This window comes from Sphingobium sp. TKS (assembly GCF_001563265.1).
Classification (GTDB): domain Bacteria; phylum Pseudomonadota; class Alphaproteobacteria; order Sphingomonadales; family Sphingomonadaceae; genus Sphingobium.
Window position 1 is genome coordinate 110,839 of sequence record NZ_CP005085.1, and the last position, 15,993, is coordinate 126,831.

Annotated in this window: 12 protein-coding genes; 8 read left to right on the forward strand and 4 right to left on the reverse strand. The window is 57.7% G+C overall.

Features of this window, described 5'->3' with window-relative positions; translation table 11 throughout:
* The first annotated feature begins 71 nt into the window (after positions 1-71).
* The 8 genes from K426_RS25765 to K426_RS25800 all read left to right on the forward strand — a co-directional run bounded on the left by K426_RS25765 (position 72) and on the right by K426_RS25800 (position 10,241).
* Positions 72-983: an acyltransferase family protein gene (locus tag K426_RS25765; protein WP_237230198.1), complete on the forward strand. Its 912-nt coding sequence runs from the start codon at positions 72-74 to the stop codon at positions 981-983.
* 97 nt (positions 984-1,080) lie between these two features.
* Positions 1,081-2,514 carry a mannose-1-phosphate guanylyltransferase/mannose-6-phosphate isomerase gene (locus K426_RS25770; RefSeq protein WP_046765050.1) on the forward strand — a complete coding sequence of 478 codons (1,434 nt, stop codon included), beginning with the start codon at positions 1,081-1,083 and terminating at the stop codon, positions 2,512-2,514.
* Between the two features lie 327 nt (positions 2,515-2,841).
* On the forward strand, positions 2,842-4,284 hold the full coding sequence (locus tag K426_RS25775; RefSeq protein ID WP_082749206.1) for an O-antigen ligase family protein: 1,443 nt from the start codon (positions 2,842-2,844) through the stop codon (positions 4,282-4,284).
* A gap of 29 nt (positions 4,285-4,313) precedes the next feature.
* A complete protein-coding gene (locus K426_RS25780) occupies positions 4,314-5,051 on the forward strand; it encodes a polysaccharide biosynthesis/export family protein (RefSeq protein ID WP_046765048.1) in 738 nt (245 codons plus the stop codon).
* Positions 5,051-7,258: a GumC family protein gene (locus K426_RS25785; RefSeq protein WP_237230200.1), complete on the forward strand. Its 2,208-nt coding sequence runs from the start codon at positions 5,051-5,053 to the stop codon at positions 7,256-7,258. The genes K426_RS25780 and K426_RS25785 overlap by 1 nt, the downstream gene beginning before the upstream one ends.
* A gap of 290 nt (positions 7,259-7,548) precedes the next feature.
* On the forward strand, positions 7,549-8,445 hold the full coding sequence (locus K426_RS25790; protein WP_145907774.1) for a hypothetical protein: 897 nt from the start codon (positions 7,549-7,551) through the stop codon (positions 8,443-8,445).
* 518 nt (positions 8,446-8,963) lie between these two features.
* A complete protein-coding gene (locus K426_RS25795; RefSeq protein WP_046765046.1) occupies positions 8,964-9,218 on the forward strand; it encodes a hypothetical protein in 255 nt (84 codons plus the stop codon).
* Between the two features lie 195 nt (positions 9,219-9,413).
* The gene (locus K426_RS25800; protein WP_046765045.1) at positions 9,414-10,241 is read left to right on the forward strand and encodes a hypothetical protein; all 828 of its coding nucleotides are present in this window, start codon (positions 9,414-9,416) and stop codon (positions 10,239-10,241) included.
* Between the two features lie 637 nt (positions 10,242-10,878).
* Here the strand turns inward: K426_RS25800 and K426_RS30655 are convergent.
* The 4 genes from K426_RS30655 to nusG all read right to left on the reverse strand — a co-directional run bounded on the left by K426_RS30655 (position 10,879) and on the right by nusG (position 15,486).
* Positions 10,879-11,175 carry an excalibur calcium-binding domain-containing protein gene (locus K426_RS30655; protein WP_082749207.1) on the reverse strand — a complete coding sequence of 99 codons (297 nt, stop codon included), beginning with the start codon at positions 11,173-11,175 and terminating at the stop codon, positions 10,879-10,881.
* A 373-nt stretch (positions 11,176-11,548) separates the two neighbouring features.
* The gene (gene glmS, locus K426_RS25810; RefSeq protein WP_066564108.1) at positions 11,549-13,372 is read right to left on the reverse strand and encodes a glutamine--fructose-6-phosphate transaminase (isomerizing); all 1,824 of its coding nucleotides are present in this window, start codon (positions 13,370-13,372) and stop codon (positions 11,549-11,551) included.
* A gap of 139 nt (positions 13,373-13,511) precedes the next feature.
* Positions 13,512-14,816 (reverse strand): sugar transferase, encoded by a 1,305-nt coding sequence (locus K426_RS25815; RefSeq protein ID WP_066564111.1) that lies wholly within the window; start codon positions 14,814-14,816, stop codon positions 13,512-13,514.
* 70 nt (positions 14,817-14,886) lie between these two features.
* A complete protein-coding gene (gene nusG / locus K426_RS25820; RefSeq protein WP_066564114.1) occupies positions 14,887-15,486 on the reverse strand; it encodes a transcription termination/antitermination protein NusG in 600 nt (199 codons plus the stop codon).
* Positions 15,487-15,993 lie beyond the last annotated feature (507 nt).

Sequence of the window (15,993 nt, forward strand, 5' to 3'; positions counted from 1 at the left end):
TCCTTGGCGCACACGTGTTGGCGTGGGGCGAGTTTGGCGTCGACATATTTTTCATTATCAGTGGCTTCGTCATGATCTATTCGGTCAGTAGAGCAAATGCGACGCCTTCGCCGTACCTCTTTATGGAAAAGCGGTTGGTCAGGATTGCACCCATGTACTGGCTCATGTCGGTGTTGATGGTTATCGGTTTGATCATACGCCCCGGTATCTTTAACTCCGCAGTTCTGGATACTGGACACGTCATCCAGAGCCTGTTGTTCATACCGCATTTTCATCCCGGCATACCGCAGGCTGTCATGCCCATGTTAGTGCCGGGTTGGACATTAACATACGAAATTTACTTCTATTTATTATTTGCGCTATTTATTTCTTCAGGTAGCATAGGCAGGTTCGTTCTGCCTTCAACGGCGATAATTGTTATTTCGGTCATCGCTGTCCATTTATTGCCGGGGGAGGGGGCAATAGCCCGTTTTCTCTCGAATCCGATTGCGCTCGAGTTTGTGCTCGGCATGGCAGTGGGATTGGCTTATCTAAAAGGATGGTTAGCATCCCGTCGAATCGCTCCTTTCGCGGCGTTTGCGGCTTTTGCCCTTATTGTGTTCTGTTCTTCGGTCGATTCCAGACTTTGGACAGCTGGAGCTTTCTCAGCTCTTTTGGTGTATTTCGCTGTCTCTTCAAGCATTAAAGTTCGACCCGGAATGCACCTTCTTCTCCAAGCCCTTGGTGATTCATCATACTCGCTATATCTGTCGCATATATTCGTGATTGGAATGACTACGATGATCTGGAAAAGAGTGGGAATAACTGCTGCTAACTCGAGCTATTTGTCAGCTACGTCTTATATCCTACTTTGTACGATATTGTCGGTAATTATCGGGTTCGTTGTTTTCCGATATGTTGAGAGGCCAATTACCGGAATTGCGCGTTCGTTGCTCGCCGCCAGGCGGGAGCGCTATTCCGCGGTAGTGACAGGCCGATCTTGATTGATTTGTATGTTGATCTTTCCCTTCACGTTGTCTGACGGACGGCTTCGAACACGTTCGACAGGCAGGCATTTCCCATCGAAAAAAGCGGACCATTATGATTAAACCTGTCCCTCTATGTCCCGTCATCCTCTGCGGGGGGTCTGGAACTCGGCTCTGGCCGCTGTCCCGGCGGTCATTTCCAAAGCAGTTTGCTCGACTGCTTGACGACGAGAGCCTGTTCCAGGCGACAGCCCGGCGCGTTCTCGGTCCCGCTTTCGATCGGCCCATCATTGTGACGGGCGAGCCATTCCGCTTCACGATAGTGGAGCAACTGGCGGCCCTGGGCGTGAAACCTGACGGGGTGTTGATTGAACCGGAGGCACGTAACACGGCGCCTGCAGTTCTTGCCGCCGCACTGTGGCTTCGCGATCGGCATCCTGAAGCGCTGATGCTCGTGATGCCGTCCGATCATCAGATCGCGGACGTCGCGTCATTTCATGCGGCCATCGAGGCGGCGAAACCGCGGGCGTTGGCGGGTGATATCGTCACATTTGGTATAGTCCCTTCTCACGCTGAAACGGGATATGGCTATCTGGAGTTGAAACCAGGGGAGCTAAACGTCAGCGGCCCACAGGAACTGCGGCAGTTTGTAGAAAAGCCAGACGCAGAAAGGGCCTCTTTAATGATCGAGGCTGGTAATTTCCTGTGGAATGCCGGCATCTTCTTATTCTCGGTTCAGGCGATCGTTGACGCTTATTCGGCGCATGCTTCCGCTATGTCAGCAGCCGTCGCGTCGTCGCTGGCTGCTGCGCGGCTGGATCTTGACTTCACTCGGCTGGAGCCGGAACCCTGGCGTGGGGTAGAAAGTATCTCGATCGATTATGCGATTATGGAGAAGATCTCCAATCTCGCAGTGATGCCGCTCACGGCTGGATGGTCTGATCTCGGTGGTTGGGCAAGCGTGTGGAACGAAGGCCGCCAGGACGCAGTAGGAAATGTTTGTTCGAACGATGTGACGGCGATAGACTGTTCTGGAACGCTTCTCAGGACAGAAGGGGAAGGGCTACATCTTGTCGGTATCGGCCTGCAAGACATGATCGCGGTCGCTATGCCGGACGCCGTACTCGTTGCGCCTATGTCTGAAAGCCAACGTGTCGGCGAGGCGGTGGCTCTGCTTCGGGAAAATGGGGTCAAACAGGCGAACATGTCCAACCGCGATCTTCGGCCATGGGGCTGGTACGAGAGTATCGCTTCGGGAGATCGCTTCCAGGTCAAACGAATCATGGTGAGGCCAGGGGCGTCCCTTTCCCTGCAAAGCCATCACCACCGCGCCGAGCACTGGATTGTTGTCGCCGGCACGGCTCAGGTCACTATCGAGGACCAGATATCCCTGATCACGGAGAACCAGTCGATCTACGTTCCTTTGGGAGCCAGGCATCGGCTGGAAAACACCGGGAAGCTGCCCGTGCTTCTCATCGAGGTCCAAACCGGCGCTTATCTCGGAGAAGACGATATCATCCGCTACGCTGATGTATATGCGAGGAATTGACTATAGCTTGGGTTGGCGCGCGTTAGGGAGTTTGCCGGATAGCTCGCAGTCTGCAGCAGGGCTAGAGAATGACGATCTAGCAGGTATCAAAGCAGGCTTAAACCGTTGTTCATTCAGTAACGTTCGCTGCATACGAGTATTGCCATCCGAGCGGGGTCAGCCGGTACCTAACACCCGCGCAGTTCCGAGAGTCGCAATCGGCAGCATATAAAAGGCTCGCTATGCCATTGTAGCTAAACGAAATGGTCCTTGCATCTCTCGCGCAATCTCACTAGCAGTTGCGCTTAATCATCATGTGTGGGTGTTTTGACCCGCAGTGCGGTAGCTATGCTGAATGCCTACCGCGGCTGTTGCCTTTCGAGATCGACAATTTCACAGCCCAATAACGATAAGTTTGCTCGTTATACGCTTGCGTTGCTTTTAATCCTCGCATTTTCTTGCGGTGGAACCGCCAGGGACGATGTTGCCTCCCTCGTAGTGCTGAGGGCGGTCTCATTGGTTGTCCTTTTTATCGGACTCTTCAGGTTGTCGGCCATGGATTACCGATCCAACCGGTTTCTGCTTCTTTCGGGAGGTTCGATATTCCTGCTGATCGTTTGTCAGTTGATGCCATTGCCGCCTATCCTCTGGCAGGCGCTTCCGGATCGCGTACTCGTTCGCCAGATTGATGAGGTAATCGAGGCCGAGCGAGTCTGGCGCCCCATGACAATGGCCTCTGCGGCTACATATAATGGATTGTGGAGTGTTGTGCCGCCCCTCGCATGTCTGGTGCTGGCGGTGCAGCTTAGAGTTAGTGCGCTAGCAAGCTTCGTTTATCTGCTATTTGCAATTGGGCTTCTGACGACAACCTGGGCTCTTCTGCAGATGGCGGGCGAACCTGGAAGTGCACTTTACCTCTATGATGTCACGAACAGACACTTGCCCGTCGGTATATTCGCCAATCGAAATCACCAGGCGGCATTTCTTGCCTGTGTGATCCCGATGCTTGCCTATATCGTTGAGCAACATCGTTCCCAATGGGCGGGAAACGCTAGCGGTTTTCTGAGCAGGTTCGCGGCGATCATCCTCGGTGCGTTTATCGCAACGTCGATACTCGTCACCGGATCACGCGCCGGTCTGTTGGTCGGCTTGTTTTCGATCGCTTCTGTCTTTCTGTTCAAACAAGGTCGGATTGAGCGGTCGGGGCGCCGCACCTCACCGAATGTCGCGAAGCAAAGAGCCGTCCTCGCCTTCGGGCTGGTTGGTAGCATCGCGATCCTTTCGTTCGCAGTTTACGCGGGACGCGACATGGCCCTACAAAGGCTTGTCCATACCGATGAGTCCACCGAACTGCGCGCGCGGATCATGCCGACTGTGATGGGCATGGTCGAGAATTATCTGCCCTGGGGAACGGGGCAAGGAAGTTTCGAAAGTGTCTACCTGATCCACGAGCCGGACGGCCTCTTGTCGCCAGTATATATGAACCATGTGCATAACGACTGGATTGAGATCGTTCTTGAGGGGGGCCTGCCCGTCGTCGTCATCGCTTCTTCCTGTCTGCTCTGGCTCATGCATGCAGTTACCGTTGCCAGCAGCAAGGGCCGAGAAGATCCCTGTTCCCGTAATCTCGGGCGGCTTGGCCTTATCCTTATTCTGCTTTTAGGGCTTGCGTCGGTGACGGACTATCCGTTGCGGGTTCCGGCGCTCGCATGCCTTGCGTCCCTCGCCTTCGTCTGGATCAGCAAGATGAAGGCAGAAGCAAGGATTGGCCTTCCCATTGCGCATCCCTGATTTTTTACTCTTTTGACTGTTGCAGCACAATGAACAAGAAATTCTTATGTCTTTACTCTCTGACGGGCCCTATTCTGTTGGCGCTTGGAGGATGTGCTGAGACAGTTCAGCTGGGGGGTGATCCAAAGCTTGAGGTGATCGACGCCAATGCGCTTCCGGCACCTGGGAGGGCTGATCTCACCGGGGGCACCCAGCCCTATTTCGTCGGGCCTTACGATAAGCTTGTCGTCGATGTGTTCGGGATTGAGGAGCTCTCGGAACGGGAAATCCAGGTTGACGCCAGCGGGCGGATTTCCTTTCCGCTTGCCGGCGTCGTGAACGTATCGGGAATGACGCCTGGAGAAATTGAGCAGGCCTTGGCCGAACGTCTGCGCGCGGCCTATGTGAGAGACCCCCAGGTGACAGTCAATCTGAAAGAGACTGTAAGCCGAGTGGTGACGATTGAAGGCCAGGTCAAGAAGCCCGGGCTCTATCCTGTCGTGGGTCGCATGACCCTGATGAGGGCGATCGCCCGGGCCGAGGGCACGGACGAATATTCAAAGCTCGATGACGTCGTGATCTTCCGGACGGTTGGAGGGCAGCGCTACGCGGCGCTCTATGATCTCGATGCCATAAGACATGGGGCGTACTCCGACCCCGACATTTACGCCAATGACGTCATCATGGTGGGCGATTCCCGGTCCCGCCGTCTTTTCAAGGATATTCTTGCCGGTATGCCAGCTTTGGTTACGCCTCTTGTGATTGGCATCGATCGGCTGACCCGCTGATGTCGACCAACCCTGCCATGAAGAACTCTAACCAGGATCTTCTCATTGCCGGCGATGCCAAGGCCACGCCATCGGTCGATCGGGATACTTTCTCGCTTGCACAACTGCTGACGCGCTATTGGCAGGCCGTTGTCCGATGGCGGCTGCTGATTGCGGGCCTCGTCGCGGGAGCCGTGATAATCGGCCTTGTCGTGACCCTTCTGATGGCGCCGCTCTACACGGCTCGCTCACAGATTGAAGTGAGCCGGGAGCGGAAGAATGTCACCAATGTCGAAGGGTTGGATTCAGCCGGTGAAGGCCGGGACGTCGAATTTTATGCGACGCAATATGCACTGCTGAAGGCAGAGTCGCTGTCGGAGCGGGTGGTGCGCGAGCTTGGCCTCGCCGAAACATCTGAATTTTTCGAAGCGCATGGAAAGAAGCCAGCAGAACTTATTGGATTTCCCGATAATTCGCCGGAGACCAAGAAGGCGCGCGTTCGTCAGGCTGTTGCACTGCTCCAACAAAATCTCGATATCTCCCCTATCAGGGGCTCTAGATTAATCGACATCAAATATACCAGCCGCAAGCCGGAAATCTCCGCGCGTATTGCCAATGAATGGGCGCAGCAATTCATTAGCTCGACGATGGACCGGCAGTTTGCGGCGACGGCGGATGCGAGGAAATTTCTCGAAACGCGGCTAGCGCAATTGCGCCACAAGCTGGAGCAGTCAGAGCGTGACGTCGTTAGCTATGCGAATAACAAGGGCATTGTGACGCTGGATGCTACTCGCGATCCTGAAGGGCGAACATTTACCCAGAGGACTTTGGCCTCGGCGAACCTCGAGGCGCTGAACCAGGCACTGACACAAGCCGAGGCCGAGCGCATCGCCGCAGAGAGCCGGGCAAATGGCTCTGCCGAGAACAGCCCGGAGGTTCTTACAAACCAAGCCATTGTCGATCTGCGTGCACGACGCGCCCAGGCCGCTGCGGAATATGCAAAGCTCATTCTCCAATATGAGCCCAAATATCCGGCCGCACGTGCGCTCAAGGCGCAGATGGCGACCCTCGACGCGGCCATCGCGCGCGAGGTCGAACGGATCAGCGGCAGCCGGAAGTTGGCCTTTACGGAGGCACTCAAGCGCGAGCAGGATCTCAGAGCAAAAGTCGAAGCACTAAAGCAGGTGCTAAATGACCAGCGACAGGCTTCCATCCAGCAGAATATCTATCAGCGGGATGCCGATACCAACCGACAACTCTATGACGCGCTCCTCCAGCGTTACAAGGAAATCGGCGTTGCGGGGACCGTCGGGGCGAGCAACATCGTGATCGTCGACGCGGCCAAGGTGCCGCAATCGCCATCCGCGCCCAATCTCATGCTGAATATCGCGCTTGCGACTTTGGCGGGCATCGCGCTGTCTGCAGCCGCTGTCTTCGGCCTTGAACAGATCGACGAGGGCATAAGGGAGCCCGGGGAGGTTCGTACGGCACTGGGGACTGCACTATTGGGTCATGTGCCCTTGGGCGAAGAGGCCACGATCGCCGAAATTTCAGATCCCAAATCCGAACTCGCCGAGGCCTATTTCAGCATACGGTCGAGTCTCGCCTTCGCCACGAATCACGGTCTGCCCCGCACGATTGCCGTCACGAGCACGAAACGGGGCGAAGGTAAATCGACCGGTTCCCTAGCGCTCGCAACCGTCATCGGGCGGACGGGCAAACGGGTTCTTTTGATCGATGGAGACATGCGTTCACCGACCTTGCACCGCCATTTTGGAACGGATCACAAGGAAGGGCTAAGCAACCTGCTTGCCGGTGAACCATTGCTCGATCAAGTGAAGGCGACGGGCGAACGCGGGCTTTCGGTGCTGACCGCAGGCCCGATCCCGCCGAGCCCCGCTGAACTGCTGAGCAGCGACATGTTCCGGGAAATCATCGCTCGTTTCCTTGAGTCTTACGATCACATCATAGTGGATACCCCACCGGTTCTGGGTCTAGCTGACGCACCCCTGATCGGGCGCCAGGTCGAGGGAGTCATCTATGTGGTGGAATCCGCCTCTACATCGCGCCGAGCCGCTCAGGCTGCCCTACAGCGTCTCGAAGCGGTGAACGCGCATCTATTTGGGGCGATCGTGAACAAGGTGGATTATTCCAAACATGGCTACGGTTATGGCTATGGGTACGGTTATGCCTATGGCAGGACGGCGGAGGTTGGCGAGGCGGGGTGACGCTCCTGCTGTCACGCATAGGACTGCCGCGAGCCTTTATAACGCTAAAGCTCCTTAGCGTCCTTGTCCTACTCGCCAGCCTCGGCATGCCGGCTGCTCGTTACGGCCTGAAAATTTATTGGTTCGGTGTTCGATATCCGCAAGACGGGGGGGATTTCAGGGCAGAGGCGACGCTACGAGGCAAGAATAGCTTAGGAACGGCGAGTGCGCGGTGCGGAACCAGCGCACACATCCGGCAGCGATTGCAGGCAGAGCCCCTCTCGCCCGACATGCTATGGTGCTGGAGCATCGTGAGCGCTGATGAGAGGGCGGATACCGCCCTTCATTTGGCTGCCGACGTCTCGAGGCGCAACATGCAGGTACAGGCCGCTCTCCTGCAGCGGGCGGCCGAAGCGGATGATGCAGCTGACGTCCTGGCGCATATCGACCGGATCTTGCGCGTCTATCCAGAAACCGGAAGCGAAATCCTCCCCGGCCTTGCGGGATTGATCGCGACCAGCGAGGGGAGGGCGCTTCTATCTCCTTACGTCGATCGCCCGTGGTTCCTGCCTCTCGTGAGCCAGGCGGTTCGCCGGCAGGTCGAGCCTGGAGCGATCGCGCTCATGCTGTCGAGCCGGCGCCGGGCCGGAGGAAGTTTGCCCAAGGAACTCATTTCGGTGCTGATCGCGAAAATGCTTGAGCAGGATGCGTTTCCCGAGGCGAGGAAGTGGGCTGCCGCGCTGTCGGGGAAACCAGAGACACTGCTGGATTATTTTGGCGCGTCGCCTCTCACGGTGAATCAGGTTTACGCTCCGCTGACATGGAGGCTTCCGGCCGGCCGCGAGGTGAGCGGCACGTATCGCCCGCATGGCGCAATCGAATTCCTTGTGGCGCCAGACAGTTTCCTTAAACTGCTCGAACGGTCCACTGCCTATAAGCCGGGTATCTATAGTTTCCGGCAAGAGACAAAGATGAGGACGGGATCGCTCATGCTGGAATGGATCCTTTATTGTAACCGCTCGGCACAGTATCGGCCTCTCTGGCGCCAGGATCTGAACCCTGGTGATGTGCGTGAGGAACGGATCCCGGCCAGGATCGATCCAGGCTGCACACGGCAGAGATGGGTTTTGAGAGCCAATACAGGTGCGTCCGCCTGGCCCATGAGCCTTGCCGTAGGACTTAATGGTCTCGAAGCGGTGCCGCAATAACTCAGTGCGCGTTGCACGGGATCATTGATACCCATATCCGGCGCCACCCCTGTCGCCGGATCGCCCGGAGCCCCCAAAAATGGCGGTGACCCAGCCTGCGTTACCGCGCCGGGCGGCCCCCTGCATTCATCTGAATGCAGGGGGCATTCATTTCTCGGGGCTGTCATACCCAATGACGTGATCGGGCTGAAGAGGCCGGGGTAAATATGCTGCATGTACCCGGGACGTTCGGGCATGAGCGCGGGTATGACGTCGGTACTTCCTAACATCTTGGACAGTGTGTGAGCAGTACGCTGTCTGCGGGACGGAAGAAGCATCGATACAAATATCTGATCACCAGTTTTCTAACCGAAATCATCAGACTATGCTATGTGGCGTTTCGAGCTGTCATGCATTGAACGAATCTACAAGCTGACCGGTTGTACTCAGTGATGATGTGATGTGCGTGATTCATGCCATTTCACTTGCCTCACCATGTGTTGCATGGCATTCGCAAATAATCAAACGGGAGAATGATAATGTCTCTGATCAAATCCTTGGTCGCAGGGGCTGCGGTCGCAGCATTGGGATGTGCGATCCCCGCTCAGGCAGTTACTAGCAATGTCAAGCCTAGCTTTTCCAAGAAGGTCAGGGCTTCAACCCCCGTCAAGAAGGGCGAGCGCATTGCACCAGTGCTGTTGACGGCGTTGATTATCGGCGGCATCACGGCAACCGCCGTTACAGTGGCTGCCGTCGCACGAGCGGATGACAAAGGCAGCCCCGCCAGTCCTTAGCCGCGTAGCGCTCGGCGGTGCCTGGTAGATGAATGGCGATTCTGAAATGCCGTAGCTTTCGTAATGGGTTTGATGTTCCCCGATTTATGGCCTTGCCGACGCTCCTTCTAACTCCCGCTTGACAAGGGAGCGGCAGTTCCGACTACGGATGTCGTGGACGGTGTTTGCAGGTCCGAAGGGGAATGGGGGGATTTGATGAAGCAGTTCTTGCTGTGCGCGACATTTGCTTTGCCTCTGGTGCTGGGAGGCTGCGCTACCACCAGCTTCGCACCGCCCAGGGTTCATGAGGACAAGGCTATTGCGGCAAACGGCAGATGCCCTGCTGGGAAGCCGTCGGATGAAGCGGCGGCCATTGAGCCGGACGTCACCGGGGCACTGCAGCTCGTCGACAATTTCCGCATTTCCTACGATTGTGCATTTCAGCAGTTGGCTAATGGAAGGCAGGTTTTCCAGGTGCCTGCAGCACTGGCACTGGCGGGTGGAGCAACAGCGGCGGCGCTGGGCGCGGGGCCAGACGCTGCTATCGCGACAGGTGCCGGGGCATCGCTGTTCAATCATGGCAACAGCTATTACGCACCCCAGGACAAGGCGAGGATTGTCGCTGCCGCACTGGATGCGATCATGTGCATCAAACGGGAAGCCTCGGGCATCAGCACCCAGGTGCAGAACGGCACGGCGCCCTTCGCCTCCATCGTCGGAGGTGGAACGATAACACTCGAGCCGGAAAGGCAGTATTTCCAGCTTGTATCCTCGAGCCTCCAATCCGTTCAGGCGATTGTGGGTGAGCGATTGATGTCGGTGGGTAGTTATTCGCCGAGCGCGATTGCCGACGAGATTCGGGCGCTTGGCAATAAACTCGACAAGGCAGAGGATCCGGCCGCCTCCAACGCGGTCCAGGCTAGCCTGCGGTCGGTCGGGCTCACGTCCTCTACCGGTCTCGATGCAGCGGTAGTAAGCCAGATCGAACTGCAGCAGCTGGCGCCCAGGCTAGACCTTTGCACGGTGCGGGCAAAATCTGGCTAAAGAGCGGGAAAGTTCGACGGGCGTGACCCCGCGAGCGTCTTGGGCGAGAAAGTAACTGTCAGTCGCAATGAGATGAGCTGGCCAATATATGGTATAGAGGTTGCAAAGACATTCATGAACGGCTTGGTCGGATTGATCCGACGGAAAGAAATATCGTCGCCGACTGGCCGGATCTTTGAAGTGACTGCGTAAAGACAATGTGGTGATGCCCCTGAGCCTAGACATCGCCACACAACGACGGAGTTTGGCGAAAGCATCGCTGCTCGCGACAATTCTACCCATCGCTTGCCTGTCTAAATAAGCAAAGTGAAACGTCCGCTCCGCAAAGTACAGTTCTCCGGTTGGAACTGTTGCCAGGGCAAAATTAACCTTGGCAACAAGATTGGCATCCTGCCGGGGCAGCACTAGCATCTCCACCAAGCGGGCACCTCGGCGGCCAGGAGAGGTCGGTGGTCAGTCCAAAGGGAGACTCCCGGCGTGCAGCGCTGAGGTGTTCGAGTGCACTGAAACGTGGCTCATGGAAGGAGAGGTCCGTTCTGCCACGCTGGTCCTTATAATCGTTGAGCCTATCGTCGACGATCGTCCGGGCGGGGTTGGAAACGATAATCATTGGCTCGCCACCGCGCCATTTTTCCGCTCATTCGCAGCCCACGCCGTCGGCGTCGCGATCGAGATGCCGTCCATATCCTGGATCGCCGACGCGGACGGGGGCAGCGCCGGCGGCACGGGCAGCCGAGCAATTGGCGAATATCCGCCGTCCACCGCCTTTGCTCGGCAATGCCTGTCTGCGACCGGGAACGGTGGATGCTTTGTGGCAATGATAATCGCCAGTTTTGCGGTTATTGTGGCAGCCTTGCGCGTTCAGTCCACCCGGGTGTCCGTGGACAGGCACTGCCATCAAGGCAACCACGCCGAATATCGTTAGTCGTCGCATACGGGTCTTCCGTCTGTGCGTTTTCATGGTTTTTTCTGTGAAGCGGAATCTTTTACGACCGCGAGACCGCAGCCCTTTGAAGAAGCCTGAGGGGCGAGCATCATGTCCACCGTTTCAACTCCGGCGCTACCCTTTTTGCCCACGGCTGTTGCTCTTTTCCATTTGCGGCATGCGCATAGTAGTGCGCGCGCCGCCAGCGCTCGAGCGTGAGGGCGGTGCCAATCCGGCGAGAACGCTCGTGACAGGAACATCCAGCGGTCGCTCGACAAAGACCAGGCGAAGATCTGTCCAGGATTGCCGACCAGCCGTCATTGATCCGGCACGGCATGAATGACTCCAATCGACACGCTTTGCTGTTCCGGACCAGTCCTTGTCATTCCACTGTGACGGATTTGGCCAGATTGCGCGGTTGATCGACATCCGTCCCCTTGGCCAGCGCCACATGATAGGCGAGCAACTGCACGGGCACGGCGTAGACCATCGGCGCGATCAGGGGATGGACCTTGGGCATGGTGATGGTGGCAATGCAGCCTTCACCCGCCGCCTGCACCCCGTCATAGTCGGAGATGAGCACCACCTTGCCACCGCGTGCCTGGACCTCCTGCATGTTGCTGACCGTCTTTTCGAACAGAGGACCGCTAGGCGCCAGGACGATCACCGGCACAGTGTCGTCGATGAGTGCGATCGGACCATGTTTCATCTCTCCCGCGGCATAGCCCTCTGCGTGAATATAGCTGATCTCCTTGAGTTTGAGCGCTCCTTCGAGCGCGAGCGGATAATCGGGGCCGCGTCCAAGATAAAGTACATCCCTGGCATGGGCCACGAGATCAGCCATCGCCTCGATCGTTTCGTCGTAGGCGAGCGCTGCGTTGAGCGCTGACGGCGCCTCGGCGAGATGACGGACAAGCTCCCTTTCTTCACCTGGGTTGAGCCGTCCCTTCGCGCGCGCGAGATTGGCGGCAAAGGCGGCAAGAACGGCGAGTTGGCAGGTAAAGGCCTTGGTGGAAGCAACACCGATTTCAGGCCCGGCATGCGTGGGAAGCAGGAGGTCGGCTTCCCGTGCCATGCTGCTCGTGGGCACATTGACCACCGCGGCGATCTTCTGGCCTTCAGCTTTGGCATGACGCAGAGCCGCGAGCGTATCAGCGGTCTCGCCGGACTGGCTGATCACGATCATCAGCCCGCCATCTGCCATGACCGGCGCACGGTAGCGAAATTCACTGGCGACATCGATATCGACAGGGACGCGGGCGAACTGCTCGAACCAATATTTGGCAACCATGCCGGCATAATAACTGGTCCCGCATGCCACGATCGTCACGCGTCGAATTGCGTCTAGGTCAAAATCGGGAACGGGCAATGCGAGCTGGTCGTCCATCCTGCGTAGATAAGAGCGCAGTGTCTGGGCGACGACGACGGGCTGCTCGTAAATCTCCTTGAGCATGTAGTGACGATGATTGCCCTTGGAGATAAGTTCTCCGGTGACGCCTGAGACGGTGACGGGCCGTTCCACCGGCTGATTGTACTTGTCGAAGATTTCCGCTCCGTCAGGGGTGACAATGACCCAGTCCCCTTCCTCGAGATAAGCAATGCGCTGGGTAAGCGACGCCAACGCGAGGGCATCCGATCCGAGATAAGTCTCCCCATCGCCATAGCCGACAACGAGCGGCGATCCGAGGCGCGCGCCAATCAGCATGTGGGGATGGCTACGGAACAGGATCGCGAGCGCGAACGCGCCATGCAGGCGCGGCAGGACCTGCGCGATCGCCTGACGAGGCGTGGCCCTCTCCTCGATCAGTTCGCTCAGCAGATGGGCGACCACCTCCGTGTCGGTCTGGCTCTCGAAGCTGTGGCCGCGCGTCATCAGCTCCTCGCGCAGCGGCTTGAAATTCTCGATGATGCCATTGTGTACGAGCGCGACCTCTTCGGTCGCATGCGGGTGCGCGTTGGCGGTTGTAGGCATGCCGTGCGTTGCCCAACGCGTGTGTCCGATGCCCGTGGACCCTGAGAGAGGCTCCCTCTCCAGCACGTCTACAAGATTGGCAAGCTTGCCTTCTGCCCGCCGCCGGTCGATGGCATGATTGTGGAGCGTCGCGACACCAGCACTGTCATAGCCGCGATATTCAAGGCGCTTTAGGCCATCGACGAGCCGCCTAGCGGCGTCACCTTTGCCTGCGATGGCGATTATGCCGCACATGAAAAATTTCCCCAATCCAAGATTACCAAAGTTAGTTAGTAGCCGGCTGGCGCGGCCCGGCGCGGCTTGCTTTCATGCCTGGGGCGGTCGGGAGCCGTTAGCGTTCTGCGCGGCAAGAATGCCTTGCCGGGCTTATGGATCAGCGCGATCCAAAGCCTGTGACCATGGTGCGGACCGTCATGAGGATGATCGCGAAATCCAGCCAGATCGAAAAATATTTGATATAGTAGAAGTCATATTCCAGCTTGACCGTGACGGCATCGGCCAACGCGACATTGCCCTGACGAACGGCAGCCCAGCCAGAGATGCCCGGGCGAACGCTATGCCGGTAACAATAGAAGGGAATCGAGCGATCATAGTCGCGCGAGAGACGCAGGGCCTCAGGACGTGGCCCGATCCAGCTCATGTCGCCGAAAAGGACGTTGAAGATCTGCGGCAACTCATCGAGCCTGGACATGCGCAGAAGATGGCCGAGCCGCGTGATCCTTGGATCGCGCTCCTGGGTGTAGAGGGGCCCCGCGACGTCGTTGCGCATCGTACGCAGCTTATAGCAGGTGAACAGCCGGCCCTGATAGCCAACGCGGGTCTGCCGGAAAATCGGCGAGCCACGGCTTTCAAGCCTGATCAACAGGCAGCAACAGGCGAGGATCAGGAGCACAACCGGCAGGAGGAAGAGGGCCAGCGAGAAATCAAGGATGCGCTTAAGCCGCAGATAGGGAAGCGAGGGCAGGAGTTGGCCGAAGACAAGCTCGGGCTTTGAGCGCAGGCGGACGCGTCCCGTCATCATTTCGCTTACATGATCAAGGTCATAGACGGGGATATTACGCAGCACGGCGCGCGCAAAAAATCGCTCCCAGGCCGGCGGATAGTCGCGGCTGCTGTCATAGACGATGGCGTGAACGCCAGACGGCATCCGGGTCTGGTTCCATGGGAGCCAGATCACCCTGGCAGCCTGCATCTCAGACGTGACCTCCGGGATGCCGACAAGCGCCAGCACCGGACATCCGAGGCGCGAACGCAGGACGGTAAGCCCCGTGTGCCATATGATGCCGGCCAGGAAGCCTGTCGCCAGGTGATAGAAGCCGAGCTTTCGGAAAATAAGGCTCATAAGGAACATCACCGTCGCAAAGGCGACCGTGAACACGGGGAGGATGATGATCTTTGCATCGACGAAGGGCAGGGGGCTGGTTCGGCGCAACATCAGATGGGCAAGGAGCAGCGCGGCCGCTGTCGCATAAAGCATCGGATCGAGGGGCGCGATCGGACGGGCCCACGCTTGCTCAGAAGCAAACAGTGGATGCAGAAGTTCAGGGATCACGACACCGAGTAGCAGAACGCCGGCAATGGCGAAGCGGTTGCTCGAAACGAGCTGATGGACGATCTTGCGCAACCGGCTTTGCCGATATGCTCCCTGATGATGCAGGTGAAATGGATGAACGGTCATCAACTTATCCCCCTAGAAGCCCGCCTCGCGCCAGCGCATCGGGTCAAGCGCTCGCGACGCTGCGTCTCGATCAGGCCGGACCGACGCTGCGCAGCGGGACTTCCACCCTGGTTGCACGGCCCAATATGTCGAGAAGGACCCGAACTCGGCCGCTGTGATCGAGCGATTCAATGGCAGCCAGCTGATCGGAGAACGGCCCCCTGGTTATTCTAATCTGATCACCCACGCGAAGGTCAGGAACGAGGCTTTTGACTTCGTTGCCATCGCACCGTTCGAAGATCGCGTTCATCGCGCTGGCAGGCATTGGTGTTGGCCGTCCCTGCGAGGCCCCGACCAAATGTTTTATGCCCATCGTGCCGTTGATCGATTGCCACCGATCCCGTGTCGGACAGAATTCGACGAAGATATAGCCGGGAAAGAGCGGCGCCATTACCGTGACGGAGCGTCGGGCCTGACGTCGCGTCGTCTGAAATCGCGGGATGAAGCAGCGGAAGTTCTGGCGTTCAAGATGCGATTGGCCGAGCTGTTCGCTGCGCGGGTGCGTCTGGGCCACGTACCAGCGGGCGCCTGCGGCTAAAACGCCCCGCGCTCGCCTGGACGATGCGCCAGCCAGCTTCATCCCAGTGGTCAAGCCTTCCTCAACCGCAAATTCTTGCACCGTCACCATCATCAACTCGATTGTTTATGGATCCACAGGTGAGGCGGATCGGGAACGCAATTGATTCAACCACCAAGAAACATCGAAACGCAGCATTTCTTCTCGAATCAATATCGAATGCTTCATCTATGTTTCAAATGCCGCATAGGATTGGATACCTAATGCGTCAAGTATGCACCGTCCGTCGCGCGCGTCTGCTGCCGAGCTCCATCCCGCGCGATGCATGATTTCGGGCGGCGCGGGTCCTGATGTGACCGCTACTCCTCGCATTGCTTCTGCTTGTTGTACCAAGCAGTGATGTGCGACCACTGACCCGCAAGCGCCGTCGGCATAGCCCAGCAAAGCGAGGGCCATGGCAGCAACCTATGGAGCCGACCTTCCCAAACGCTCAACGGGCCATTTCCCTGGCGCTGCCGGACTGTGGTCGTTCTGGCCAAAGCTGCGTCGGTAAGAGGTGTTTCCGATCGGGCATTCCAAAATTGTGAATGCCGTTTGGCAGCTTCGGCGATGGGCGAAGGC

What these genes read in the sequence shown, in the direction of transcription:
- K426_RS25780 (WP_046765048.1), top strand. Translation starts at nt 4,314, where the DNA reads ATGAACAAGAAATTCTTATGTCTTTACTCTCTGACGGGCCCTATTCTG.
- K426_RS25775 (WP_082749206.1), top strand. Translation starts at nt 2,842, where the DNA reads ATGCTGAATGCCTACCGCGGCTGTTGCCTTTCGAGATCGACAATTTCA.
- K426_RS25770 (WP_046765050.1), top strand. Translation starts at nt 1,081, where the DNA reads ATGATTAAACCTGTCCCTCTATGTCCCGTCATCCTCTGCGGGGGGTCT.
- glmS (WP_066564108.1), bottom strand. Translation starts at nt 13,372, where the DNA reads ATGTGCGGCATAATCGCCATCGCAGGCAAAGGTGACGCCGCTAGGCGG.
- K426_RS25815 (WP_066564111.1), bottom strand. Translation starts at nt 14,816, where the DNA reads ATGACCGTTCATCCATTTCACCTGCATCATCAGGGAGCATATCGGCAA.
- nusG (WP_066564114.1), bottom strand. Translation starts at nt 15,486, where the DNA reads ATGATGGTGACGGTGCAAGAATTTGCGGTTGAGGAAGGCTTGACCACT.
- K426_RS25765 (WP_237230198.1), top strand. Translation starts at nt 72, where the DNA reads ATGATCTATTCGGTCAGTAGAGCAAATGCGACGCCTTCGCCGTACCTC.
- K426_RS25785 (WP_237230200.1), top strand. Translation starts at nt 5,051, where the DNA reads ATGTCGACCAACCCTGCCATGAAGAACTCTAACCAGGATCTTCTCATT.
- K426_RS25795 (WP_046765046.1), top strand. Translation starts at nt 8,964, where the DNA reads ATGTCTCTGATCAAATCCTTGGTCGCAGGGGCTGCGGTCGCAGCATTG.
- K426_RS30655 (WP_082749207.1), bottom strand. Translation starts at nt 11,175, where the DNA reads ATGCGACGACTAACGATATTCGGCGTGGTTGCCTTGATGGCAGTGCCT.
- K426_RS25800 (WP_046765045.1), top strand. Translation starts at nt 9,414, where the DNA reads ATGAAGCAGTTCTTGCTGTGCGCGACATTTGCTTTGCCTCTGGTGCTG.